At 66.7% G+C, this 24497-nt stretch carries 16 protein-coding genes; 6 read left to right on the top strand and 10 right to left on the bottom strand.

Features of this window, described 5'->3' with window-relative positions; translation table 11 throughout:
- Positions 1-664: 664 nt before the first annotated feature.
- Positions 665-1120 carry an NINE protein gene (locus QM721_RS07695; protein WP_415120628.1) on the top strand — a complete coding sequence of 152 codons (456 nt, stop codon included), beginning with the start codon at positions 665-667 and terminating at the stop codon, positions 1118-1120.
- Between the two features lie 317 nt (positions 1121-1437).
- Here the strand turns inward: QM721_RS07695 and trpS are convergent, their stop codons facing one another.
- Complete coding sequence (gene trpS, locus QM721_RS07700; protein ID WP_415120630.1) at positions 1438-2553, bottom strand: tryptophan--tRNA ligase; 1116 nt, start codon at positions 2551-2553, stop codon at positions 1438-1440.
- Between the two features lie 322 nt (positions 2554-2875).
- Here trpS and QM721_RS07705 point away from each other — a divergent pair, with 322 nt between their 5' ends.
- Positions 2876-3208, top strand: coding sequence for an excalibur calcium-binding domain-containing protein (locus QM721_RS07705; protein ID WP_415120632.1), 333 nt, complete (start codon positions 2876-2878; stop codon positions 3206-3208).
- Positions 3209-3302: 94 nt separating this feature from the next.
- On the opposite strand, the gene QM721_RS07710 is transcribed toward QM721_RS07705, so the two are convergent.
- From QM721_RS07710 to QM721_RS07720, 3 genes are all read right to left on the bottom strand, one after another.
- Positions 3303-4154, bottom strand: a complete 852-nt coding sequence (locus QM721_RS07710) for a PHP domain-containing protein (RefSeq protein ID WP_415121039.1) — start codon at positions 4152-4154, stop codon at positions 3303-3305.
- Positions 4155-4350: 196 nt separating this feature from the next.
- Positions 4351-5564 (bottom strand): IS3 family transposase gene (locus QM721_RS07715; RefSeq protein WP_415120634.1). Its coding sequence is split into 2 segments (ribosomal slippage): positions 4351-5289 and positions 5292-5564, totalling 1212 coding nucleotides; the frame shifts between segments, so codons are not numbered across the junction.
- 316 nt (positions 5565-5880) lie between these two features.
- Positions 5881-10647 carry an NAD-glutamate dehydrogenase gene (locus tag QM721_RS07720; protein WP_415120636.1) on the bottom strand — a complete coding sequence of 1589 codons (4767 nt, stop codon included), beginning with the start codon at positions 10645-10647 and terminating at the stop codon, positions 5881-5883.
- 351 nt (positions 10648-10998) lie between these two features.
- Between QM721_RS07720 and QM721_RS07725 the strand changes: the two genes are divergently transcribed.
- Entirely contained in the window at positions 10999-11478 is a 480-nt protein-coding gene (locus QM721_RS07725) for a DUF2505 domain-containing protein (protein WP_415120638.1), read from the top strand.
- On the opposite strand, the gene QM721_RS07730 is transcribed toward QM721_RS07725, so the two are convergent.
- The 5 genes from QM721_RS07730 to QM721_RS07750 form a co-directional block, all read right to left on the bottom strand.
- Positions 11479-12567 carry a TIGR04053 family radical SAM/SPASM domain-containing protein gene (locus QM721_RS07730; protein WP_415120640.1) on the bottom strand — a complete coding sequence of 363 codons (1089 nt, stop codon included), beginning with the start codon at positions 12565-12567 and terminating at the stop codon, positions 11479-11481.
- Positions 12568-12957: 390 nt separating this feature from the next.
- Complete coding sequence (pruA, locus tag QM721_RS07735; protein ID WP_415120642.1) at positions 12958-14586, bottom strand: L-glutamate gamma-semialdehyde dehydrogenase; 1629 nt, start codon at positions 14584-14586, stop codon at positions 12958-12960.
- Between the two features lie 105 nt (positions 14587-14691).
- Positions 14692-15495, bottom strand: coding sequence for a Ku protein (locus tag QM721_RS07740; protein WP_415120644.1), 804 nt, complete (start codon positions 15493-15495; stop codon positions 14692-14694).
- A gap of 662 nt (positions 15496-16157) precedes the next feature.
- The gene (locus QM721_RS07745; RefSeq protein ID WP_415120646.1) at positions 16158-16997 is read right to left on the bottom strand and encodes a DUF6912 family protein; all 840 of its coding nucleotides are present in this window, start codon (positions 16995-16997) and stop codon (positions 16158-16160) included.
- Complete coding sequence (locus tag QM721_RS07750) at positions 16997-18244, bottom strand: wax ester/triacylglycerol synthase domain-containing protein (protein ID WP_415120648.1); 1248 nt, start codon at positions 18242-18244, stop codon at positions 16997-16999. The genes QM721_RS07745 and QM721_RS07750 overlap by 1 nt, the downstream gene beginning before the upstream one ends.
- A gap of 371 nt (positions 18245-18615) precedes the next feature.
- Between QM721_RS07750 and QM721_RS07755 the strand changes: the two genes are divergently transcribed.
- The 3 genes from QM721_RS07755 (at position 18616) to QM721_RS07765 (ending at position 21365) form a co-directional block, all read left to right on the top strand.
- Complete coding sequence (locus tag QM721_RS07755; protein WP_415120650.1) at positions 18616-19014, top strand: cupredoxin domain-containing protein; 399 nt, start codon at positions 18616-18618, stop codon at positions 19012-19014.
- Positions 19011-20297, top strand: a complete 1287-nt coding sequence (locus tag QM721_RS07760; protein ID WP_415120652.1) for a hypothetical protein — start codon at positions 19011-19013, stop codon at positions 20295-20297. Before QM721_RS07755 ends, QM721_RS07760 begins: the two co-directional genes overlap by 4 nt.
- 576 nt (positions 20298-20873) lie before the next feature.
- Complete coding sequence (locus QM721_RS07765) at positions 20874-21365, top strand: Rv3235 family protein (protein WP_415120654.1); 492 nt, start codon at positions 20874-20876, stop codon at positions 21363-21365.
- 276 nt (positions 21366-21641) lie between these two features.
- Here the strand turns inward: QM721_RS07765 and secA are convergent, their stop codons facing one another.
- Positions 21642-24467 carry a preprotein translocase subunit SecA gene (gene secA / locus QM721_RS07770; protein ID WP_415121041.1) on the bottom strand — a complete coding sequence of 942 codons (2826 nt, stop codon included), beginning with the start codon at positions 24465-24467 and terminating at the stop codon, positions 21642-21644.
- Positions 24468-24497 lie beyond the last annotated feature (30 nt).

The raw sequence follows: 24497 nt of genomic DNA on the forward strand, positions 1-24497 counted from the left end.
CGCACCCACCCCCGCGGTCGTCGCCGTCGCGGTCGAGTGAGCCGGTGTATCGAGCTGTCACCTCGACACCGAATCGGGTGAACCCACTGGTGCAGGCTCGTCCTGAGGGTCATTATGCCACACCGTGCGCCAACGGCCGGTAGTTCCACCCATCGGGGATGGTGTCGCCGCGGGCCGAACACCTGCTCAGCGACCAGGCGCGAGCCTGACGAACACCTCGGACGCGCCCCTATAAAGAGGCTTCGACCAGCGCTGGGGAAACGCTGATTCTTCGCTGGTCGAGCGTGTCGAAACCTCAAACGGAGTGCCCTCACTAGGGGTTTCGACAGGCTCAACCAGCGGCGGGCGCATTGCGGAGCTCTTCCCCAACAAACGGTGGCTGCCTCACTCGGCGCTTCCTGAACCGGACGCCCCCGCGCTTCGATGAAGAGTCCCACGTCGGCGTTGAGCGGGTTCGGAGGCTCGGTGCGGTCCCCGCGCATCAGCCCGGTCGGCGTTCGCGCCGCTCGGCGCCTTGTAGACCGTCTCAAGCGGTCCCCGCGCATCAGCCCGATCGGCGACCCGTGCATCCCGGTACCATCGAGACGCGACCGAGCAGTACCCCGCGACACGGCCGGAGCCCGCCCAGCCAGCGCCTGGCTGGGCCGCCGATGCGACTCCGACGGTGCAGTTTCCGCTCTACCAACCGGAGCCGTCCGCTCGTCCGACGCCCTACGGGCGGCCCGCGGCCTACGATCAGCCGCACTTCACCCCTCCCCCGAGTTCGCCAGCGCCGCTGCGGGCATACCCGCCACCGCCGCAGTTCGACCCGCGCACCGCCCAGCACCTGCAGCCTGGGCCGGGGTGGCACGTCGTGTACCAACCGATCATTCAACCCGTGGTGGCGGCCAAATCGGCAGGCATCGCGTATGTGCTCTGGTTCTTTCTCGGCTTCTTCGGGGTCCACCACTTCTACCTCGGCCGCGTGGGCCAGGGCATCACCTATCTGCTGCTCACGGTGCTGCTCGGCTGGTTGGGGCTGGGTGTGATCGTCGTGGGTGTCGCACTGCTGGTCGATCTGTTTCTGATCCCCACCTACACCCGCGACGCCAATCAACGGATCATCGGGTACCGGTTCTGACCGGCGCCCGAACCACGGATTGTCGCTGATCGAGCCTGTCAACACCTCGGATCTGCCGCTTGCCGTAAGCGGCTCTCGACCAACTCAGCCAGCGGTGGTTGCTGGCGAACGAACCACTGATTCTCAATGATCGAGCCTGTCAAGACCTCGCATATGGCGCTCTCACGCGGGGATTCGCTGAATCACCCCATGCCGATCCGTGGACGAAGCCGCGGCCCGTCGCTGGCAAGGGTTTCGACAGGCTCAACCAGCGGTGCATGAGTTGTTCAGCGCTTCCGCCGTGAACGCGCGCAATCACCGAAGGAGTCGATCGGGCGTCAGTACACCATGCCCATGGCCTGGCGCACCTCGGCGAGCGTGGCCTCGGCGATCTCGTTCGCGCGGGCATTCCCTTCGCGCAACACTCCGACCAGATACCCCGGGTCGGCGACCAGTTCGGCGCGCTTGGCCCTGATCGGCGCGAAGAAGTCGTTGACCGCCGCGGTGAGCACCTTCTTCAACCCGCCGCCGCCACCGTCGCCGATCTCATCGGCAATCGCAACCGGGTCGCCGTTGCGGCACAGCGCGGCCAGCATCAGCAGGTTCGATACCTCGGGCCGGTTCACCGGGTCGTAGGTGATATGCCGATCAGAGTCGGTCACCGCCTTCTTGATCAGCCGTGCCGTGGTGTCGGCGTCCATGCCCAGTTCGATCACGTTGCCTTTGGACTTGCTCATCTTGGTGCCGTCCATGCCCAGCACTGTGGGCGCCTTGCTGAGCAGCGCCTCAGCCTGCGGAAACACCGGCTCGGAAGGGTTCGCCCGCCCGTAGCGCTCGTCAAAACGCCTGGCCACCACCCGGGTCTGCTCCAGATGCGGCAGTTGATCCTTGCCCACCGGCACCAGGTTCGCCTTGCAGAACAAAATGTCGGCGGCCTGGTGCACCGGGTAGGTAAGCAGCAGACCCGACATCGGACGCTCGCCGGTCGCCTCGAGCTCGGCTTTCACTGTGGGGTTGCGACGCAACTCGGCGTCGGTGACCAGCGACAAGAAGGGCAACAACAACTGATTCAGCGCCGGAACCGCCGAGTGTGCATAGATCGTACTGCGGACCGGATCGATGCCGATGGCCAGATAGTCGGCCACCATGTTGATGGCCCGCTCGCGAATCGGGCCGGTGCCGTCACGGTCGGTGATCACCTGATAGTCGGCAATCAACACGATGGTCTCGACCCCGGCGTTCTGCAACCGCACCCGGTTGGCGAGCGACCCGAAATAGTGCCCGACGTGCAGAGCACCGGTCGGACGGTCACCGGTCATGATCCGGAACCTCGACGGGTCGATGGCGATCTGGGCCTCGATCTCGACGCTGCGGGCCTCGGTGCGTCGCAACGACGCGTCGGAGGTCGATGCGGCGAGTTCGTCGCCAGCGTCGCCCACTGGTGCTTGGGTCATGGTTGATCACTCGTTCGTTCGTGGTACGGGCATGCGAAAGGGCCGTCGAACTCGACGGCCCAGGGGTCACTGCAGCGAGCCGTCAGCGGCTGCGCCAGCCGGTCGATCGCTGCATGAGCCGATGCTAGCACCGACCGTCCTGCGCCTGGGGCGACCGCCTCCCGTCCCGGGTCGACTTCACCAACCTGAGGCCGCGCTACGGTGTTGCGATTCGCGGCCCGGGTCACCCACGGGGGCGACATTCTGCGTTCGCTTCGTGACTGCGCGAAACACTATTCTTGGAAAGCACCGGATCACTATTGACAATCGGGGGAACTAAATCGTGCGCACCATTATATTCGGCATTGCCGCCGCTGGAATCGGCCTGACGATTCTGCCCGTCGCCGCTCCGGCAGCACAGGCTGCGACGCCGCAGGTGACGGAGGGATTGTCTGCCATCGTGCTGCCGCAGTCGGCGTCCAAGTACAAATTTCAGAACTGCACCGCCCTCAACAAGGTGTACAAGCACGGCGTCGGCAAGAACGGTGCCAAAGACCACACCAGCGGAAGGCGCGTGACCAACTTCAAGCACTCGACGTCGCTGTACAAGAAGATCATCGGCCACCGCCAAAGTCTCGACCGTGACAAGGACGGCATCGCCTGCGAGAAGGGCTGATCGCGGCTCGCTGAACCAAGAAGAACCGTCCCCTGAACCGTTCGGGGGACGGTTCTTCTTGGTTCACGGGCCTGTCCCCGGCAGTTCTCGACGATTACAGTTGACCGCCGCGCGAGCGGATGCGTCGGGCCAGCTCGGCATACATCTCAGGCGCGGTGCTGTCACACCCGAGCTCGTTGTTCACCTTGCCCAGGCCATGGTGGTCGGACGACCCCAACTGCAGCAGACCCAGCCGAGACGCCAGCGCGCTGAGTCGCTCACGGGTGGCGGCGTCGTGGTCGGGATGGTTCACCTCGACGCCCTCGAGCCGATACTCCATGGTCAACTCCGACAGCACCGCCGGGGTCAGTTCGCGATCGCGACCACGACCCCACGGGTGCGCAATGACCGGCACCCCGCTCGCCCGCCTGATCAGCTCGATGCCGCGCCGCAGGTCGCACGAGTAGCGGTGCACATACGCCGGGCAGCCCTCGCCCAGAAACCGGTCGAAAGCCTCCTGACGGTCTTTCACATACCCCTTCGCGACCATGGCGTCCGCCACGTGCGGCCGGCCCAGCGACGGGCTGGCGCCCACCTGCCGCGCAATCTCGGCCTCGGTCAACGGCATCTGCAGCTCGGCCAGTTTGGCAAGCATGTCGGGGAGCCGTCCGCTACGACCCACCCGCACCCGGGCCAGCTCGTCGAGCAGGGGTTCGAAGTGCGGGTCGCAACCGTAGCCGAGCAGGTGCACACTGACACCGTCAAGCTTGCACGACATCTCCAGCCCCGGCACGAGCACGACCCCGACCGCGTCCGCAGCCAGCCGCGCCTCGCGCAGGCCGTCGAAAGTGTCATGATCGGTCAGGCCGATCACGTCCAGGCCCGCTTCGACAGCCTTGCGCATTAGCTGGGTGGGCGTGTCGGTTCCGTCGGAGACACTGGAATGGGTGTGCAGGTCGATCCGCATGTGTCCATCCTGCCGCAGTTCGTTCGACGGCCCGGACGGCGCGCCACCCACGAGCACGGCAGCCCGCCCCGCGCGACGCACGCCGCGATACATGCGTTATGACCATGGCCGAGACCCACCGCGCAACCCCACGCGCCGAAACGAGCGTTATGCCGCCCTGAGGTTGACCCCAAAATCCGGACAGGTGGTTGTTTGGTCAGGCGGCCTGGAGGGCCGGCTGGTCGGTCTGTCGGGCCAGGTGGTGTTCGTACTGTAGTGGGCTGAGGTAGCCGATCTTGGAGTGGCGCCGGCGGGCGTTGTAGAACCCGTCGATCCAGGCATAGACGCCGCGGCGGGCCTCGACGATCGTGGCGAACACGTGCCGGTGGTAGTACTCGTTCTTCAGCGTCGACCAGAACGACTCGGCTGCCGCGTTGTCCCAGCACACCCCGGTGCGTCCCATCGAGCGCAGCAGGTCGAGCTGGCCGGCCACCTCGGCGATCTGCTGGCTGGTGTACTGACAGCCCCTATCGGCGTGGAAGATCACCTTCCCGGGCAGCTCACCGCGCAGAGCGACGGCCTGACGCAGCGCGTCCTCGACGAGATCGGCCCGCAGGTGGTCGGCGATGACACGGCCCAGGACCCGGCGGGTGTGGCCGTCACGGACCGCGCACAGGTAGGCCCAGCCCTCACCAGTGGACAGGTAGGTGATATCGGAGAACCAGGCGACATCGCGGTGTCCCTTGTCGAAGTGGCGCTTGACCAGGTCCGGTGCCGGGTCGGGGTTCGGGCCGGGCACCGTGGTCGGCGGATGCCAGGTCCGGGGACTGATCCCGGCTATCTTGGCTTGCCGCATGAGCTTCGCGACCGTCTTGCGCGACACCGTCTCCCCAGCCTCCTGCAAGTCGGCGCGGATCCTCGGCGCCCCATACGTGTGATCGGAAGCCTTGTGGAACTCGACGATCTTGCCGGTCAGCTCGGCCCGCCGCTGCTCGGCGCGAGTCGGGCCGCCGCGACGACGCTTGCACCACTCGTAGTAGCGGCGCCGGTCAACCCCGATCAGCCGGCACATCCGGCTGATCGTGTAGTTCGCCTTCTCCGCGTCGATCACCTCGAAGCACTCCTGCCGGGAGTGTTCTTCGCCGCGAAGAAGGCTGCGGCTTTTCCCAGGAACTCGTTGTCCATCCGCAGTTCGGTGTTCTCGTGCCGCAGCCGTTCCAGCTCGGCCCGCTCCGACACGTCCAACGGCGCCTCCGGCGGCGCACCGATCCGGTCCCGCTCGGCCTGGACCCAACGGCCCAACAGCTGCGCACCCACGTTGATCTCGGCCGCGACCGCCGCGATCGTGCGGCCGGTGTCGATCACCAGATGCGCAGCCTCACGCCGATACTCCGGGGTGTAACTCTTCCGCTTCTTCGAAGTTCCCATCAAGGACATCCTCTCCGGCGGTCTCCGACAAGGGAACCCGCCAAGACGGTGTCCGGGTTACGGGGTCAACCTCAGCCCATTGGGGCGGGCCATAACGCTCGTTTCGGCGCGCCCTGACCGAACCACGGCGACGGCACGCCTGAAAACGCACGTTTCTCGGCAGACGCGCCCAGAGAACGCTGAGCCGCACTACCGCCGCCGGTTGAGTTGGTCGAAACACCGATGATCGAGGTCTCGACAAGCGTCTCGCCCCAACGATTGCTCAGCGCTTCCCTGAAACCGAGCTCTCAACCCGCTTGCCCAACGATTCATCACTTCCTCACGCAGGCAGCAGTGACCGCGCCATGCGCACGCCCACGTTCATCCGCGCGACATCCGGCTCGTCGCACACCTGTCGCAGCGTGTTGATCTTCTCCCGCGATCCGGGTACCCCCGCCAGCCATTCCGTGACCAGCAGCCCCGGTGCCACCTTTGACCCGCTGCCCAGCACTGCCGCGGTGAGCTCACCGTGCACCGCGTGGACGTCCTCGCGCAGCGCCGCCCGCGCCAGCGTGCCCCACTTGTCGTCCTGCGGCAGGCCCACGATCGACGCCTCCAGAGCGTCCAGACCCACCTGCTCGGCGAGCGCGAAGTACACCTGCGCCACCCGGTACAGGTCGGTGCCCAACCGGTCCGCGATCTCAACAATGGTGAGCGCAAAGTGCGCGTAGGCGTCCTGGGCGATTTCGGAGGCCAGGTCGTCAGGCACGCCAAGCCCGGCCAGCCGTGCCCTGGTCGCCTCCGCGCGGGCCGCCTGCCGCGGGGTGAGCAGTTCGCTCAGCCGCCCCCTGAGCTGCGCCACTCCGTCGGTGAACTGGCTGGTGGCAGCCACAATGTCGATGCCGGAACGCCGGTTTGACAGCAGCCAGCGGGTGCCCCGCTCGACCATCCGCCGCAGCGCCAGACGCAGTTCGGTGGCCACCGCGGCGGCGAGCCCGGTCATTCGCGCCAATGCGACCTCTGAGCGGCCGACGACGAAGATCGACCGCGCCGCCAACTGGGCCCGGATCACCTCGGTGACCGGGGCGTTCGCCTCGCCCGACAGCCGATGGTAGGCGGTGATGCCCTGGCTGTTGACAAACCGGTTCACCGCAACAGTGGCGATGATTTCGCGCGCCAGCGGGTGCTGCGGCATCTGATCGGCATAGCGGTGCTGCAACTCCTTGGGAAAGTACTGCAGCAGACGGTCGGCCAGGTACGGGTCGTCGGGCAGGTCGCTGGCCAGCACCAAGTCAGACAGGTGGATCTTGGTGTAGGCCAATAGGGTCGCCAGTTCGGGGCGGGTCAGCCCGACCCCGGCGTCCTGGCGCGCCTTCATCGCCCGAGAGCCGGGCAAGAACTCGATCTGCCGGTCGAGCAGGCCCGCGTTCTCGAGGGCACGCATCCACACCTCGTGGCCGTTGGCCATCTCGGCGCTGCGCATCGCGCCGTTGGCGAGGGCGATGTTCTGATCGAAGTTGTGCGCCAACACCAGCGCGGCCACTTCGTCGGTCATGGACGCCAGCAGTTCGTTGCGCTGTTGGGTGGTGAGTTCACCGGCCTCGACCCGGTCGGCCAACAGGATCTTGATGTTCACCTCGTGGTCTGAGGTATCGACGCCAGCGGAGTTGTCGATGAAATCTGTATTGATCCGACCGCCGTTCTGCGCGTATTCGACGCGGCCCAACTGCGTCCAGCCGAGATTGCCGCCCTCAACGGCACACGTGGCGCGCACCTCGGCCCCGTTCACCCGCACGGCGTCGTTGGCTTTGTCACCCACCTCGGCATGGGTTTCGGTGGACGCCTTGACGTAGGTTCCGATCCCGCCGTTCCACAACAGGTCGACGGGCGCCTTGAGAATCGCGGTGATGAGTTCGGCCGGGGTGAGCGCCGTGACGCCGTCGGCGAGCCCCAGCGCCGTGCGCACCTGCGCGCTGATCGGCACCGACTTCATGGTTCGGGCGTACACCCCGCCACCGGCTGAGATCAGCGACGCGTCGTAATCGGCCCAGGTCGAGCGGGGCAGGTTGAATAGCCGCGAGCGCTCGGCGAAGCTGCTTGCCGCGTCGGGATTCGGGTCGAGAAATATGTGCAGGTGGTTGAACGCGGCCACCAGTTGAGTGTGCCGGCTGAGCAGCATGCCGTTGCCGAACACGTCGCCGGCCATGTCGCCGATGCCGACGCATCGGAAGTCTTCGCGCTGGCAGTCGCGGCCGAGTTCGATGAAGTGTCGCTTGACCGACTCCCACGCGCCGCGCGCGGTGATGCCCATCGCCTTGTGGTCGTAACCCGCCGAGCCGCCGGACGCGAACGCGTCGCCCAGCCAGAACCCGCGCTCGAGCGAGATGCGGTTGGCGAGGTCAGAGAAGGTGGCCGTGCCCTTGTCTGCAGCCACCACGAGGTAGGGGTCAGCGTCGTCCCAGCGCACCACCGACGCCGGCGGTACCGCTTCGCCGCCGACCAGGTTGTCGGTAATGCTGAGCAGTGCGCCGATGAATATTTCATAGCAGGCCACGCCTTCAGCCAGCCAGGCCTGCCGGTCGCTCGCCGGGTCGGGCAGGTGCTGTGGCACAAAGCCGCCCTTGGCTCCGGTGGGGACGATCACCGTGTTTTTCACCATCTGCGCCTTCACCAGGCCCAGCACCTCGGTGCGAAAGTCCTCGCGCCGGTCAGACCAGCGCAGCCCGCCGCGAGCCACCATGCCAAAGCGCAGGTGCACGCCCTGCACCCGCGGCGAGTAGACGAAGATCTCGAACAGCGGCCGGGGCTCAGGCAACAGCGACAGTTCGCGGGGCCGCAGCTTGAAGGCGTGTGCCGGGGCATCGGCCTGAAACGCGCTGGTGCGGGTCATCGCTCGCAACACGGCCACGAACTGGCGCAGAATGCGGTCGGCGTCGAGGCTGGCCACGTCAGTGAGTTGCTGCTCGATGCCGGCGAAGATCGCCTCGACCGCCGCCCGACGCGCCGGCACATCAACGAACTGCTGTTCCGGGTCGAATTTGGTGCGAAACGCCGTGATCAGCGCGGCGGCGATCTCGGGGTTGTCGTTCAGCGCGGCAGCCACGTAGGGCTGGCTGTAGGGGCTTCCGGCCTGCACCAAGTAGCGCGAGATGGCCCGCAACCAAGCGATCTCTTGCCAGGTGAGCCCGCCGGTCATCACCAATCGGTTGAATTTGCCCGGCTCGGCCAGCCCCCGGTAGGTCGCGTCGAAGGCAGCGATGAACCGGCTCTGCAGTTCTGGCCCCCAGTCTTCGGCGGCGTCCATGTCGCCGGTGAGTTTGAGCCCGAAGTCGTATAGGTAGACCGGCGTGCCGCGCAGCAGCCACTCGAACGGACGCTCGTCGACCACCTCCACACCCAGCACCGACAGATGCGGCATCGCATCGGCCAGCGACATGTGCCTGAAGCCGATCACCTTGAACCGCATGTCGGCCTCGTCCGACTCCCAGTTCGGCGAGTACACGTCGTAGGCGCGGTCGTTCAGATCACTCAGCCCGTTGGCCAACTGCAGGTCGCGGACCGCCATCGCGGCCGGGAACTCCTCCTTGTACGCGTCGCTGAACTCGACGCCGCGGGCCTCGCTGGCCAACCCACGGGCGGCCTGTTCGAACTCGTCGGCCCAACTTCTGGTGGCCGCTCCGATGCGTTGCTGCAGTAGGTCGAGGTCGACCCGGGCGTCGATCGGGTTGCCGTCGGGCCGTTTCACCACGAAGAACAACCGGGCCAGCACCCCCTCCGAGGCTCGCGCCTGGTGCTCCAGGGACTCCCCGCCCAACTCGTCGAGCAGAATCTGCTGTATCGCCTCGCGCACGTCGGTGGTGTAACGATCGCGGGGCAGGTACACCAGCACCGAGACGAACCGCCCGTAGGTACCGAATCGCACGAACACCCGCACCAGGCGGCGGTCTTTGAACTGAGCCTCTTGCGAGATCACCGGGAATAGCTCGTCGACACTGGCCTGGAACAGTTCATCACGAGGAAAGGCGCCGATCACCTGGCGCATGGCCGAACCACCGTGACTTTGCGGGTCGAAGCCCGACCTGTCGATCAGGAGTTGCGCCTTCTGGGCCAGAATCGGAATCTTCCACACCGTTTCGCCGTACGCGGCGGCCGAGAACAAGCCCAGAAAGCGGCGCTCGCCGGTCAGCTCGCCGTGGGCGTCGTAGCTACGCACCCCGATGTAGTCGAGATAGGCGGGCCGATGCACCGGCGAGCGTCGGGAATCTTTGGTGATCACGAGCAGTTCGTGGTCGCCGGACCGCGGGAACGCGTGAAAGGCCGTCTCATCGCCCTGTTCACCACGCAGAATGCCGAGCCCCGTGCCCGGTACGGTCACATACCGATCGGCCTCGCGCCGGTATTCGCGGTAGCCCAGCAGGACGAAGTTGCCACTCGACAGCCAGTCCAGCAAATCGGTGACCGCACGCACGTCGTGCGGGCTGACCGGTTGCAGCTTGTCGTTGAGCCATTCGATGGTCTGGGCCAACCGCTGCTGCATCGCCCGCCAGTCGTCCACGGCGGCCCGGACGCTATCCAGCCCCTGGCCGACGGCCTCGGCGAGCAGATCGGCCGATTCCGCAGCAGCGTGACCCAGCGGCGGGAAGGCTTCGACGCAGATCCACGACTCGGGAAACACCGAAGGGCCGTCGGCCAGGGCCGTCATCGTGCAATCCGCACCGCGCTGCACGCTGTACTGCGGGTGGTAGAGCGCCCTGATGCTCCAGTCACGGCGCACGATGTTCATGCTCACGGTGTCGACCAGGAACGGACGGTCGTCGGTGACGATCAGAATCAAGGTGGAATCGCCGGGGCGGTCGACCGGCGGCACCACGATCTGCACCTTGGCCTCACCCGGGTGCCGGACGCGTCCGAGCGCCACGTGAGCACGAATCAGCGCAGCAACGTGGGAAGGCTGCAACTGGGTGAGTTCGCCGTCGGGAAGATGCCGCAGGTACTGTTCGACGAACCCGGACGGCAGTACACACGCCGATGAATCCTCAGGCAGATCGGCCAAGCAACCATCCAATTTGGTGATCCACTCGGAACGCGACGCAATTGCCACGGTCACCATGCCTCCTTGTGGGCCACAACGCTGTTGGCAGCCAACTCTAGTCAGCAACTGCCCGAACGTCTGTGGACGCCCTGGCGTTGTCGCAGCCGAGAACCGGGGGTTGGCGGTGTGCGAGGAATTCCCCCCCGTGGCCGCCCCCTGCCGGCGGTCCAGTGTGAATTCTTCGCACGCGTGGCCAGTGCCTGAGGCGGCAACCCCTACCTGCCACACCACTGATGCGAAGAAATCACACTGTTCTGACTGGTCCTCAACCAGGGGCCACGCCGCCGCACGACCCGCACGACCCTCGCCCGGCCGCGGTTGCAGTGGGCCGCTCCCCGTGCTTGCCATTGCGGCACAATGGCGCGCATGCAGATCGAGGCCCGCAATGAATTTGCCGCTGACCCCTTCGCCACGCACGCCATGCTGACCGATCCGGTCTTTCTGGCGCGGGTGTGCATCGAATCCGGAGACCTCGATCACCGGGTCGACGCGGTTGCGGCCCACAGCGCCGTGCATCGCACGATGCGAACGCCCGGTTCGGTGCAGAAGTTTCTGGGCGACACCCTCACCCTGCTGCAAGACGTGCGCTGGAACGGCCCGGCTGCCGACGGGGCACGTACCGGCACCCTGCAGTTGACGGTTCAGGGCATGCCGGCCAGTGCGGAGGCCGCGATCGACCTGCACCCCGGAGGTCGGGGCACCGTGGTGAACGTCAGCGGAGACTTCACGATCAAGATCCCCTTTGTGGGCAGCAAGCTGGAGGCTCAGGCGGCACCCGCGCTGCTGGAGGGATTCGCGGTGCAGCAGCGGGTCGGTGACAACTGGCTAGCCCGACGGGACGGCTGATCACACCGGTCGGCGCCCACGGTCGCCCGTCGGCACGAACGCGCACAACGGGTCAGACTCGAGCGGATCGCCGGTCCAGGCATAGGCACGAGCCCGTGAGCCGCCGCACCAGCGCTTGAACTCGCATCGGCCGCAGCGTCCTTTGAACTCCTCCGGACGACGCAACGCCCGCATGGTCGGGTGGTTGCGGTACACCTCGACCAGTGATTGCTGCTTCACGTTGCCGAGTGCCAGCGGCAGGAACCCCGACGGCGTCACGTCGCCGGTGTGCGATACGAACACGATGCCGTTCCCGTCGCGAATGCCGAAGCCCCGTGCCATCGGCAGAGCCTCGATCTGGGCATCCGACAGCCCCCGACGACGGGCCGCCCGCGCGGCGATCCGCCGGTAGTGCATGGCCTCGGTGGTCTTCACCTGAAACGGAGCGGTGCGGGCAAGCCCGTTCAACCATACGATCAACTTCTCGGCCTCCGCCGACGTCAGCTCGACCAGTTCGCTGCCGCGGCCGATGCTGATCAGAAAGAACAGACTCCAGCGCAGCAACTTCTTGGTGACCAGCAGGTCATAGACGGCCGGAAGATCAGCGGCGGTGGTGTCGGTAACCAGTGTGTTCACCTGCACCGGGAGCCCCAGCTCAGCGGCCCAGTCGAGCGCCTGCAGGGTCGCTTCGAAGGTGCCCTCGACCCCCCGGACGCCGTCGTGCAACACCGCGGACGATCCGTCCAAGCTCAGCGAAATGGCCTGCACACCGGCCTGCTGCACCTGCGCCAAACGCTCGGCCGTGAGCAGCGGGGTGACGGCGGGAGCCAAGGAGACCCCGATGCCCCGGCGACCCGCCTCAGACAACAGCAGATCGAGATCGTGCCGGCGCAGCGGGTCACCGCCGGTGAAGACCACGTGCGGCAAGGGGTCGCCGAAGCGGGCCAGGTCGTCCATCAGGGACAGCGCCTGATCGGTGCTCAACTCACCTGGGGCGGGCAGCGGCATGGCGGTCGCGCGACAATGCCGGCAGGCCAGCCCACACGCATTCGTCAACTCCCAATAGACGATCATCGGCGCTCGGTCGTAGGCAAAGTCGACGGGACGCACAGCCCCGATTGCATGCCGATGAGCTGAGCGAATGGTCATCGTCGATCCCCTTGTAGCGGTGGGTTTGGCGGCGCCGACGGCGCCCGCAGACGGCTGGTGCGCCGTTCCTGGTTCCGTCCTATCACCGGTTCGCATGCCTCGGGCGCGGTTTCGCCAAACCGTCGAAACCCCTTGCCCCGGCATGATGTCCGAGGCTCGACAAGCTCGACCAACGAAAGAGCAGCGCGCCGTAGCTTGAGCGTGCGTGCAGTTGCCACGGCGAAACCTGGTGCCGGGCGCAACGCGGTGAACTACTCGAAGCCACCCGCCGGTGCGGCTGGTGCGAGGTCTCGAGCAACGGCCTGGACGAGTGGCGCGCGGGGTCTCAATAAGGCCACTCGGCTGAATCACTCAGACCATGTGCGGGTAGCCCGTTGAGGTCGGCGGCACCAGGGTCTCTTTGATCGCCCGGGGGCTCGTCCAGCGCATCAGGTTCCACAGCGATCCGGCCTTGTCGTTGGTGCCGGACGCCCGCGCACCGCCGAACGGCTGCTGGCCGACCACCGCACCGGTCGGCTTGTCGTTGATGTAGAAGTTGCCCGCGGTGTACCGCAGCCGGTTCTGGGCGAGCTGGATCGCCTCCCGGTCGGTGGCCAGGATCGACCCGGTCAGCGCGTAGGGCGACGCGCTGTCGACCAGTTCGAGCACCGCCTCGAAGTCGGCGTCGTCGTAGACCAAGATGCCGAGCAACGGGCCGAAGTACTCGGTGACGAAGATGTCCTGCTTCGGGTTGTCCGAGACGGCCAAGGTGGGCCGGATGAACCAACCCTCGCTGCGGTCGTAGCTGCCGCCGGCGACGATCTCGGCGTCGGGGCTGGCCTTGACCGCATCGATCGCACCGGTCACCTTGTCGAAGGCCCGCTCGTCGATCACCGCGGAGGTGAAGTTGGTGAAGTCGCGCACGTCGCCCACCTTCAGGGCTTCGACCTGCTCAATCAGATCCCTTGAAATCGCATTCCACAGGCTGCGCGGCAGATAGGCGCGCGAGGCCGCGGAGCACTTCTGGCCGGAGTATTCGAACGCGCCGCGGATCAGCGCAGTGTTCACCATCGCCGGATCGGCGCTGGGATGCACCAGGATGAAGTCCTTGCCGCCGGTCTCACCGACGATCCGTGGGTACGACCGGTACCCGGCAATGTTCGCACCAACCTGTGACCACAGGCTCTGGAACACCCGGGTGGAGCCGGTGAAGTGAATGCCGGCCAGATCAGGGTGCGCCAGCGCGACGTCCGACACCTCGGGGCCGTACCCCGGCACCAAGTTGATCACGCCGTCGGGCAACCCGGCGGCCCTCAGCACGTCGGTGAACACCGAGGCGGCCAGCATCTGGGTCAGCGCCGGCTTCCACAACACGGGGTTACCCATCAGCGCGGCCGAACTCGGCAGGTTGCCGGCGATGGCGGTGAAGTTGAACGGGGTGATCGCGTAGACGAAGCCCTCCAGAGGGCGGTAGTCCATGCGGTTCCACACCCCGGGGCTGCTCTGCGGCTGGTTGGCGTGAATCTCCTGGGCGAAGTGGGCATTGAACCGCAAGAAGTCGATCAACTCGCATGCGGAGTCGATCTCGGCCTGCTGCACGGTCTTGCCCTGACCCAGCATGGTGGCGGCGTTCATCCGAGCCCGGAACGGACCCGCGATCAGATCAGCGGCGCGCAGAAAGATCGCGGCACGCTGATCGAAGGCCAGATCGGCCCATCCGGGCGCCGCTGCCATGGCCGCGTCGACGGCCTGCTGCACATCACCGTGGCTGACCAGTTGCACCGTTCCCAGCACCGTGTGGCGATCCGAGGGCATGGTGACCTCGAAACAGTCCGCACCGCGGCCCGGCCTGCGTTCGGCCCCGAAGGTGCCGGTCAGCTCCACCGGCGCCGCCGACAGTTCGGCCAAGGCTGCCTCGAGTTCGGCGCGCTCGGCGCTGTCGGGGGCATAGCTCTTCACCGGCTCGTTCACGGGTAGGGGCACACGGCTGACGGCATCCACGGCTTGAGATTACCGCAGGCTCTCAAGAAGAAGCCATGGTGGCACCCCTCACCCAACTGGCGATTCTTCGGCACAACCAGTCAGATACAAGAACATCTATGCATATCAGCTCGCCTGCGCAGCTTCTTCGCGTCGTTTCTTCGCCGCCTCGACGGAGGCCCGCAATGCCGCCACCAGGTCGACGACCTCGGCCTGCGCGGGAGCTTCCTCGGTGGTCTCCGGAGCCGGCGCGCCGGCCAGCTTCGCCTGCACGACCGACTCCAGTGCTTCCCGGTAGACGTCGGTGAACTGGGACGGGTCGAAGTCGCCGGTGAGCTGGTCGATGAACATCCGCGCCATGTCGACCTCGGCGGCCGACACTTTGACGTCTTCGGACGGCGCCGCGAACGAGCCGTCCCGCAACTCGTCGGGCCACAGCATGGTGTGCATCAGCAGTAGGTCGTCCTTGGCCCGGATCAACGCCAGCGACTCCCGCGACCGCAGCGCCACCTTCACCACCGCAGCCTTGCCGGCGTCGGCCAGCGCCCGGCGCAGCAACACATACGGCTTCGTGCCCGGGCCGTCCGCCTCGAGAAAGTAGGTGCGCTCGAAATAGGTGGGGTCGACCTCGTCCACCTCGACGAACTGGACGACCTCGACCGCCTTGGTGGTGGGCAGCGGCAGGTTGTCGAAGTCCTCGGCCTCCAGGATCACCATCCGGCCGTCGCCGGTCTCGTAGCCCTTGGCGATCTCGGTGTAGGGGACCTCCTTGCCGCACACGTCGCAGACCCGCTTGTACTTGATCCGTCCGCCGTCCTCGGGATGCACCTGGCGAAACGACAGGTCCTTGGTCTCGGTGGCGCCGTAGACCTTGACCGGAATAGTGATCAGGCCGAACGAGATCGCACCCTTCCAGATGGAACGTGGCATGGCTTCCTCCTCGTCACGCACGGACTGGCGGCTCCCAAGCCTGCCGCATCGCCCGAAGTCACACCAGCACCAGCTTGTGGCTGACCGAGCAACATGATCATCCGACGTGCAGACGAACGGGTGACCCTGCGCGATGCTGACCGGACTGCACCCGGATCGCGGGCCCCACTTCCGGAAAGACCGAGGCTAATGACTTCAGTAAACCAGTTCGACGAAAACGGGCGCCGATTCAGCTATGGCCGCCGGTTCACGAGGTCGCCGCTCGGTCCCGCCGTGACCGCCTCACGAATCGCCATGCAGCGAGCCCGAGCGCGAGCGTGAGCCACGCCCACCACGACTCATTTGTTCCCGGCGGATCTGCCCAGGGGCCGTAGTACGTGCATATGCCCCCTATCACCAGCGTGGCGACGGCAGCGATGCCGGCGAAGATCGCGGCTTCCACGGCCAACCAGATGACTGCTCGCAGACTCGTGATCGGAGTTCCGCTTGTGTGCATCGTTCCCCCTAATCACACCATATTTGGACGAGCCACGTACCACCCCAGAGTCCGCTCAACGTCACCCAGCCTGTGCTGTGGAACGGATAGTACAACCCGAGAGCGGGCGCTTGCGTCATGCACGAGTTGGACGGGTGATGGCAACCATCCGTATCCGACCTGTCACCTATATCCGCGCTGGCTCGGTCGGCCCTCCGATGGTTCCACGGCCGATCTCGCGGTCGCCGTAGATGAGGGTGAACGGGCGACCCGGCGTTGCCAACTCACGAGCGGCCGGTGCCCAGAACTGCAGCGCAACTGCCCGACCGGAGTCTCCCGGGTTCAACGGCACCTGGTCGTCGGTGTAGATGTAGGCCCCCAACTCCACGTCACCGATCAGGAAGAGGAAGGACTGGGCCGGCGTCTCGAACCAGGTGCGCTTCAGTCCGCCGTCCGCGGTGCTCCGCACGTCAAGGGACGCGGTGACCCAGGTGGACTCGAACCCTGTCGCCGAGTCCGACGCCCGTTCGTGGTCGAGCGCCACCGGAGCCCCTGCGTCGTCACCGTCGAGCGGCCCCACCAGCGTGCTCCACTCCCCGGGACCGTGCCAGAGCAGTTCGTGCTCGGTCAGGAAGTCAGCGACCTCCTGCTCATCCCAGGCCGTTGCCAACGACCGGCCGCTCAGCCGCTTGCGAAGGACAGCGGCGGCGTCCGCGGCGTCGTCGCTGAACAGTGCGGTCACCGCGGTCCAGGGCAGCTCACCCACCGTGACCTCGCCGAACTCTGACCCAGGTACCGGGCGAGCGGACGCCTCCACGACCGCCACCAGCCGCTTCCGGCCGTACAACAGCCCGGCCAGGCCAGCAATGTGCAGCACGGTGTGCTCGGCGTCCTCCTCGTCGTCGGCGGTGAACCCGAACGCCTGCCGCAGTGAACTCGTCACAGCGAACGCCTGCCTCGGAACGATCGGGCCGCCCACGGCCCACCCGGTCAGCCGCGAGGCGGTCAGCGGCACGAAGACCAGCATCAGCGCACCTCCCGCCGCAGCACACCGAGCTCTTCGACGACGTCCCGGGCGAAGGTCGGCAGCGGAGCGATCGCGGTGGCGGCGAAGGTGACCCGACCGTCCAGGCTGCTGACGCCGACGCTGATCTGTTGGTCGTCGATCGTGGACGCGAAAGCGTGCAGGGCCCGCACCCGTTGCTCGCCGAGCCAGCGCGGCGTCGCCGGCCCGGGCACGTTCGCGATGAGCACCTGGTGCGGACGCCCCGCGGCCACCGTGGCGGCAGCGACCGCATGGGTGCTGGGTGGTGTGAAACCGGCGAGTTCAGTCAGCTCGGTCGCCGGCACCAGGCGATCGGAGTCGATCCGGGCCTGGGTGAGGGTGGCGATGGCGATCAGCCGTTCCCTCGCCGTGATCGTGGTCACCGGTAGCTGGATGAACTGGGGCACCACCTGGCAGCCCAGCGCGCTGGTTCCACCGTCGTCGACCGCCAACGGGATCAGTGCCACGGGGTCGTACAGGGGTTTGTCCCGGGCGGCCTGCCAGCCACGGACGCCGGCCGTGGCCAGCGCGACGATCACGTCATGCACCGCACAGCCGACGGCGCGGGCGATCGCGGCCAGATCGGCCAGCGGGCACTCGACCGACGCGACGTGACGCGGTTCCGGCACCGTCATGACCTGCCGGACGCCGTACTCGGCCAGTCCGCCCAGGCCGGCGGCGGTGTCCCGCAGCGCTCGCATCGGATCGCTCACACCGCGCAACAGACCGGCGATACCGAGTGATGGCTCCTCGTCGGACGGCCGCCACTCGGGCACGTCGGCCGCGATCGGGGTGGCTTCCTCATCGAGCAATTCGTGCAGCAGGTGGACATTGTCCGCACCGTCGATCAGGGCCGGATGGGCCCGCACGACCAACGCCCACGCACCCCCGGCCAGCCCGGTCAGGATCGTGGCGTCCCACAACGGGTGCAGCCGATCCAGCGGGACGGCGAGTTGCTCGGCCAGCCACTCCTCGATGGTCGTACCGGACGGCAGGGTGACGCTGTGCAGGTGGCCGCCGATGTTGAAGCCCCGGTCGTCCGCCCAGGCCTGCAAGCCGGTGCCGGCGAGCTTCTGCCGGAAGCGCGGCGCGTAGCCGATCCGTTGCCCGACCAGCCGGCCCAGGTCGGACGCCGCCGGCGCCGGCCCGTCCACCACCAGCACGCTCAGCTGATGCCAGGGTTGCGCCGGTTGGTCGCGGGCGAGCAGTTGTGCCTCGGTCCTGCTCACGGAAGCCACCACGTGCGGTTCTCCTTGCTGTCGCCGACTCGTCCGATCAGCCTACTTCGTGGGTATCACGGCCGACTGACGCGGAGAAACGTGCGTATTGATCCACGGCTACTGAATGTCTCGCTCCGGACGCGGCGAAATGAGCGTTATGGGCCTGGCGTAGCGGCCGCATAACGCTCGTTTCGGCGCGAGGAGCTTCGCTGCAACCGCCGGCGATCCTGAAAACGCACGTATCGCCGCGTCAGCCGGCCGAGGTCGACCTCTCCGAGATAGGCCCGATTCCGCCGATCCGCCCCCGGGTGTTCGACCGCCCGGCGGCCCGGTGCCGTGCCCACGCATGCAAGAATCGGCGGGTGCGCAGAATCCTTCCCGTGGCCGCTCTTCTCGTGCTCGCCGCCGGCTGTGCCGGTGCCCCGGCGTCCTCGCCGAATACCAGCAGTTCGCCGCTGGTGACCCCGGGGTCCGCGACGTCCTCCAGCAACCCGACGCTGGCCAGCCCAAGTTCCGCGCCGACTACCATCACCATCGAGCTTGCCGACGGGAAGGTGTCACCCAACGGCAGCCGGATCGACCTGACCAAGGGCGAGACCTTCGTGCTGGACATCACCTCCGACCGCGACGACGAGGTACACGTCCACGGTTTCGACAAGGAGATCGAGGTGAAGGCCGGCAAGCGGGTCAGGGTCGAGATGGTGGCCGACCGCACCGGCCGATACGAAGTGGAATCGCACCATCCCGAGCTACTGATCGCCGTCCTGCAGATCCGGTGAGACTGCCGCTGCACGGACTCGGCTCGCGGCAGGATCTGCCGCTGCCGTTCGAGTTCGTCCTGCTCGGCGCCGCGGTGGCGCTGGTGGTGTCCTTCGCGGTGCTGATCGCTGCCTGGCGCCGTCCCCGGTACACACGACCGTCCGGGCTCGCGCTGCCGGGCCTCACCCGCCTGGTCGACCACCCGGTTGCCCGCGCCGCCGTCCGGATCGTCGTACTGGCACTGTTCGGCTGGATGGCGCTGGCGCTGTGGTTCGGCCAGGACCTGGTGACGAACCCGATCTTCGGGTTCGTGTTCGTCTGGGTCTGGGTGGGCCTGGTGCCGCTGTCGCTGCTTTTCGGACCGGTCTGGCGCCGCGCCAACCCACTGCGGACGCTGGCCCGGCTGGTGCTCGCCGCGCGTGCCCCCGTCCGTCCGTTGCGGCAGGCGACCTGGGAGCGGATCGGCGTCCTGCCCGGTGTGCTGACCCTGCTCGGCTTCGCCTGGCTCGAACTGGTCCAGCCCGACAACAACACGCTTGCCGTGCTGCGCTGGTGGATGATCGCCTGGCTCGTCCTCACCCTCGGCGGTGCGCTGCTGTTCGGCGAACGCTGGATTGCGGCCACCGATCCGTTCGAGGTGTTCGCCGAGCGGATCGCCACGCTCTCACCGTGGCAATGCATCGACGGCGTGATCCACCTGGTCAACCCGCTCCGGCATGCCGCGACCGAGGTGGTTCCCCGCGGCGCAGCCTGGGTGAACTGCACCCTGTTGGGCATCACCGCCTACGACAGCTTCACCAACATCACCGGCTGGGTGGGGTGGGTGCAAACCTCGACCCTGCCCCGCGAGATCTGGGGCACCGCCGGGCTGATCGGGATGACCCTGCTGGTCGGAGCGGCTTTCGCGCTGGCGGCACGAGCCACCGCCACCGGCTGGTCCGACACCGCGTCATCGAGCCTGGTACCGATCGTGGTCGGATACTCGTTCGCGCACTACCTGAGCCTGCTGGTGCTCGAGGGCCAGCGGACGGCGATCCTGGCTTCGGATCCCCTCGGCCTCGGCTGGAACGTCTTCGGCACCGCCGAACTCGGGGTCAACACCGGCATCTTCGACTACCCCGAAGTCGTGGCGGTCATCCAGTTGACCGCCATCGTGGTCGGCCACCTGCTGGGTGTGCTGCTCGCTCACGATGAGTCGCTGGCCGTGCTACCGACCCACCGGGTGATCATCGGCCAGCTGCCCATGCTGGTGCTGATGATCGGCTACACCTGCGCCGGCCTGCTGCTGCTCTTCTCGCCCTAGGCAGGTGCTGAGCAACGCAACCAGCTCTCGCAGACCCGTTCATCAGCGCATCCCTGGGGAAACACTGACTTCCGCTGGTCGAGCCAGTCGAGACCCCCAACAGAGTGCCCCCACGAAGGGTTTCGACAAGCTCAACCAACGAAGGTTGCCTTCACCAGCGCATCCCTGGAGAAACACTGACTTCCGCTGGTCGAGCCAGTCGAGACCCCCAACAGAGTGCCCCCACGAAGGGTTTCGACAAGCTCAACCAACGAAGGCTGCCTTCACCAGCGCATCCCTGGAGAAACACTGACTTCCGCTGGTCGAGCCAGTCGAGACCCCCAACAGAGTGCCCCCACGAAGGGTTTCGACAAGCTCAACCAACGAAGGCTGCCTTCACCAGCGCATCCCTGGAGAAACACTGACTTCCGCTGGTCGAGCCAGTCGAGACCCCCAACAGAGTGCCCCCACGAAGGGTTTCGACAAGCTCAACCAACGAAGGTTGCCTTCACCAGCGCACCCTAGTTGTCCACAATTTCGGCTGCGGTGGGGCCCTGACACGCCTTCGGGGGGCGAGCGTGGGCCATGGTGTGGCTCATGACCGATGCAACCATCAGGCTGATCAGGGCACCGCTCGCGCTGGCACCGGCGGTGCGGCTGGTCGAACCGGTGTTGCTGCAACCGGTGCAGGAGCCACTGCTGCCCTGGCCGCCCGCCGCGCAGGCGGCGTCCGTCCTGGTCGAGATAGAGCCGCGGGTGCAGCGCATCGTGGGTCAGTTGACCGCTGCCGTGGTCGAGGTGCTGTGCGGACGACGCGCCCTGGAGCACCTCGAACCGCATCTGCACCCCAACGCTTACCAACTGGTCGGCCACCTGCGAGGTGCCGGATGTCTGACCGCCGTCCGGCTGGCGTCACTACGTCTGCAGCAGCCCGCCAAGCAGGTGATCGAGGCGTCCGCCAGGCTGCGACACGGCCCCCGTTCGCTGGCCGCGGCACTCTGCTTCAGGTGCGCCCCGAACGCCGAGCGGTGGCGGCTGGCCGAGCTCGAACTCGCGGTCGACCCCGCGGTGGTGCTGCGCAGCGGTTGAGAACACGGGCGCAGTCGGGTCTCGGCCACCGATGAACTGATCACCAGACGCGTCGCTGGTCAAGGTCGAAACCGGTTACCAGAGGTCCAGCGTCGAGGTCTCGACAAGCTCGACCAGCCGAGGCAGGGTCAGCTCTCGCGGCCGCGGCAGATCATGAGGTCCGACGTCGAGGTCTCGACAAGCTCGACCAGCCGAGGCAGGGTCAGCTCTCGCGGCCGCGGCAGATCATGAGGTCCGACGTCGAGGTCTCGACAAGCTCGACCAGCCGAGGCAGGGTCAGCTCTTGCGGCCGTGGCAGACCTTGAACTTCTTGCCTGAGCCGCAGGGGCAGGGCGCATTGCGTCCGACGCCTGCGTACTCATCGTCCGGGGTGCCGCCGCTCGTGGTTGCCGCTCCGGTCTCGGACGGCGCCGAGTAGCTCATCGGCGTGCGCTTGCGCTCCCCCAGCCCCTTCGCCCGCACCACCGGACGCGCCTTCGCCTGCTCCCCCGCCGGGCTCTGCTCGGGCTCGTCCACCCCTGCGCCGAGACTGCCCAACGCATCGGCGTCCGGGCCCGAAGCGATCAGTTCGTCGAGCACCTCCGCAGACATCGGCACCGCTTTGCCGGACGCGTCCGGCACCAGCCCGACCGGCTGCTGCACCTTGACCTCAAGGTTGAACAAGAAGCCGACGACCTCTTCCATGAACGCCTCCATCATGGCGTTGAACATGGTTCCGCCCTCGCGCTGGTACTCCACCAGCGGGTCGCGCTGGGCCATCGCCCGCAGACCGATGCCCTCGCGCAGGTAGTCCATCTCGTAGAGGTGTTCGCGCCACTTGCGGTCGAGCACGGTGAGCAGCACCTGCCGCTCCAGCTCGCGCATGGTCTCTTCGCCGAGATGTTCCTCGCGCTTGTCGTAGGCGGCCTGGGCATCGGCCTTGAAGTCGTCCACCAACTCGTCGGCGGTCAGATCGACACCCTGGTAGTCCTCGACGGCGAGCCCCACCGGGTACAGCGTGCCCATCTGGGTCCACAGTTGCTCCAGGTCCCAGTCCTCGACGAACCCCTCGGTGGCGCCTCGCACATACTGCTCGACCACCTTGTCGACGGTGCCGCGCAACTGCGTCTCGACATCGGCGCCCTCAAGCACCGCCCGACGGTCGCCGTAGATGGCATGCCGCTGCCGGTTCATCACGTCGTCGTACTTGAGCACGTTCTTACGCATCTCGAAGTTCTGCGCCTCGACCTGCTCCTGGGCCTGCTGAATCGAGCTGCTCACCCGCTTGTTCTCGATCGGGACGTCGTCGGGCACCTTGAGCGCCACCATCACCCAGTTGATGATGTCGGACTTGAATAGCCGCATCAGGTCGTCTTCGAGGCTGAGGTAGAACCGGCTCTCGCCCGGGTCGCCCTGGCGGCCGGACCGGCCCCGCAACTGGTTGTCGATGCGCCGCGATTCGTGCCGCTCGGAGCCGACGACGTACAGGCCACCGAGTTCGACCACCTCGTCGTGCTCCGCCGCGACCTGCGCTTCGATCTCGGCGATCACCTCATGCCAGGCCACCTCGTACTCGTCGGCGTGCTCCACCGGGTCGAGGCCCTTGGCCCGCAGGGCCGCATCGGCGAGAAACTCTGGGTTTCCGCCCAGAATGATGTCGGTACCGCGGCCGGCCATGTTGGTGGCCACGGTGACGGCGCCCTTGCGCCCGGCAAGCGCGATGATCGCCGCCTCACGGGCGTGGTTCTTGGCGTTCAGCACCTCGTGCTTGACTCCGGCCTTCTTCAGAGCCCTGCTGAGCAGCTCTGACTTGGCCACCGACGCGGTGCCGATCAGAACCGGCTGGCCCTTTTCGTGCCGCTCCGCCACATCTGCCACCACGGCGGCGAATTTGGCCTCTTCGGTGCGATAGATCAGGTCTTTCTCGTCGACGCGGATCATCGGCTTGTTGGTCTCGATCGGCAGCACGCCCAGGCCGTAGATCTTCTGGAACTCGCTCTCTTCGGTCTTGGCCGTGCCGGTCATGCCCGCCAGCTTGTCGTACATGCGGAAGTAGTTCTGCAAGGTGATCGTGGCGAGGGTCTGGTACTCGTCCTTGATCTCGACGCCCTCTTTGGCCTCCAGAGCCTGGTGCAGGCCCTCGTTGTAGCGGCGGCCGACCAGGGTGCGGCCGGTGTGCTCGTCGACGATCAGCACCTCGCCGTTGAGAATGACGTAGTCCTTGTCGCGCTTGAACAGTTCCTTGGCCTTGATCGCGTTGTTCAGGTAGCTGATCAGGGGCGTGTTGGCGCTCTCGTACAGGTTCTCGATGCCCAACCGGTTCTCGACCTCGGTGATGCCGGCCTCGAGAATCGACACGGTGCGCTTCTTCTCGTCCACCTCGTAGTGGGTGTCACGGGTCAGCCGGGCGGCGATCTTGGCGAACTCGGGGTACCAGTCGTGGTTGTCCTCGGCCGGGCCGGAGATGATCAGCGGGGTGCGGGCTTCGTCGACCAGAATCGAGTCGACCTCGTCGACGATCGCGTAGTGGTGGCCACGTTGCACGCAGTCGTCGAGGCTGAGCGCCATGTTGTCGCGCAGGTAGTCGAAACCGAACTCGTTATTGGTGCCGTAGGTGATGTCGGCGGCGTACTGCTTGCGCCGTTCGGCCGGCGACATTGACGCCAGGATCACGCCGACGCTGAGGCCAAGGAAGTGATGCACCCGGCCCATCTGCTCCGACTGGTACGTGGCCAGGTAGTCGTTCACCGTGACGATGTGCACGCCCTTGCCGGTGAGCGCGTTCAGGTAGGACGGCATCAGCGCGACGATGGTCTTGCCCTCGCCGGTCTTCATCTCGGCGATGTTGGCCCGGTGCAGCGCCACCCCACCCATCACCTGCACGTCGTAGGGCCGCTTGCTCAGCACCCGCCTGGTGGCCTCGCGCACGGTGGCGAATGCCTCGGGCAGAATCTGGTCGAGCGTCTCGCCCTCGTCGATCCGCTTGCGAAACTCGTCGGTCTGGCCGCGCAGTTCGTCGTCGGTCATCGCCTCGTAGTCGGGCTCGATCATGGCCACCTGTTCGGCGACCTTGCGCAATTCCCTGAGCTTGCGCCCGTCGCCCATGTTGAGCAGCTTGTCCAGTACACCCACGGCGGTATCAACACTTCCTGG

The organism is Micropruina sp. (assembly GCF_047602085.1).
Lineage (GTDB): Bacteria > Actinomycetota > Actinomycetes > Propionibacteriales > Propionibacteriaceae > Micropruina.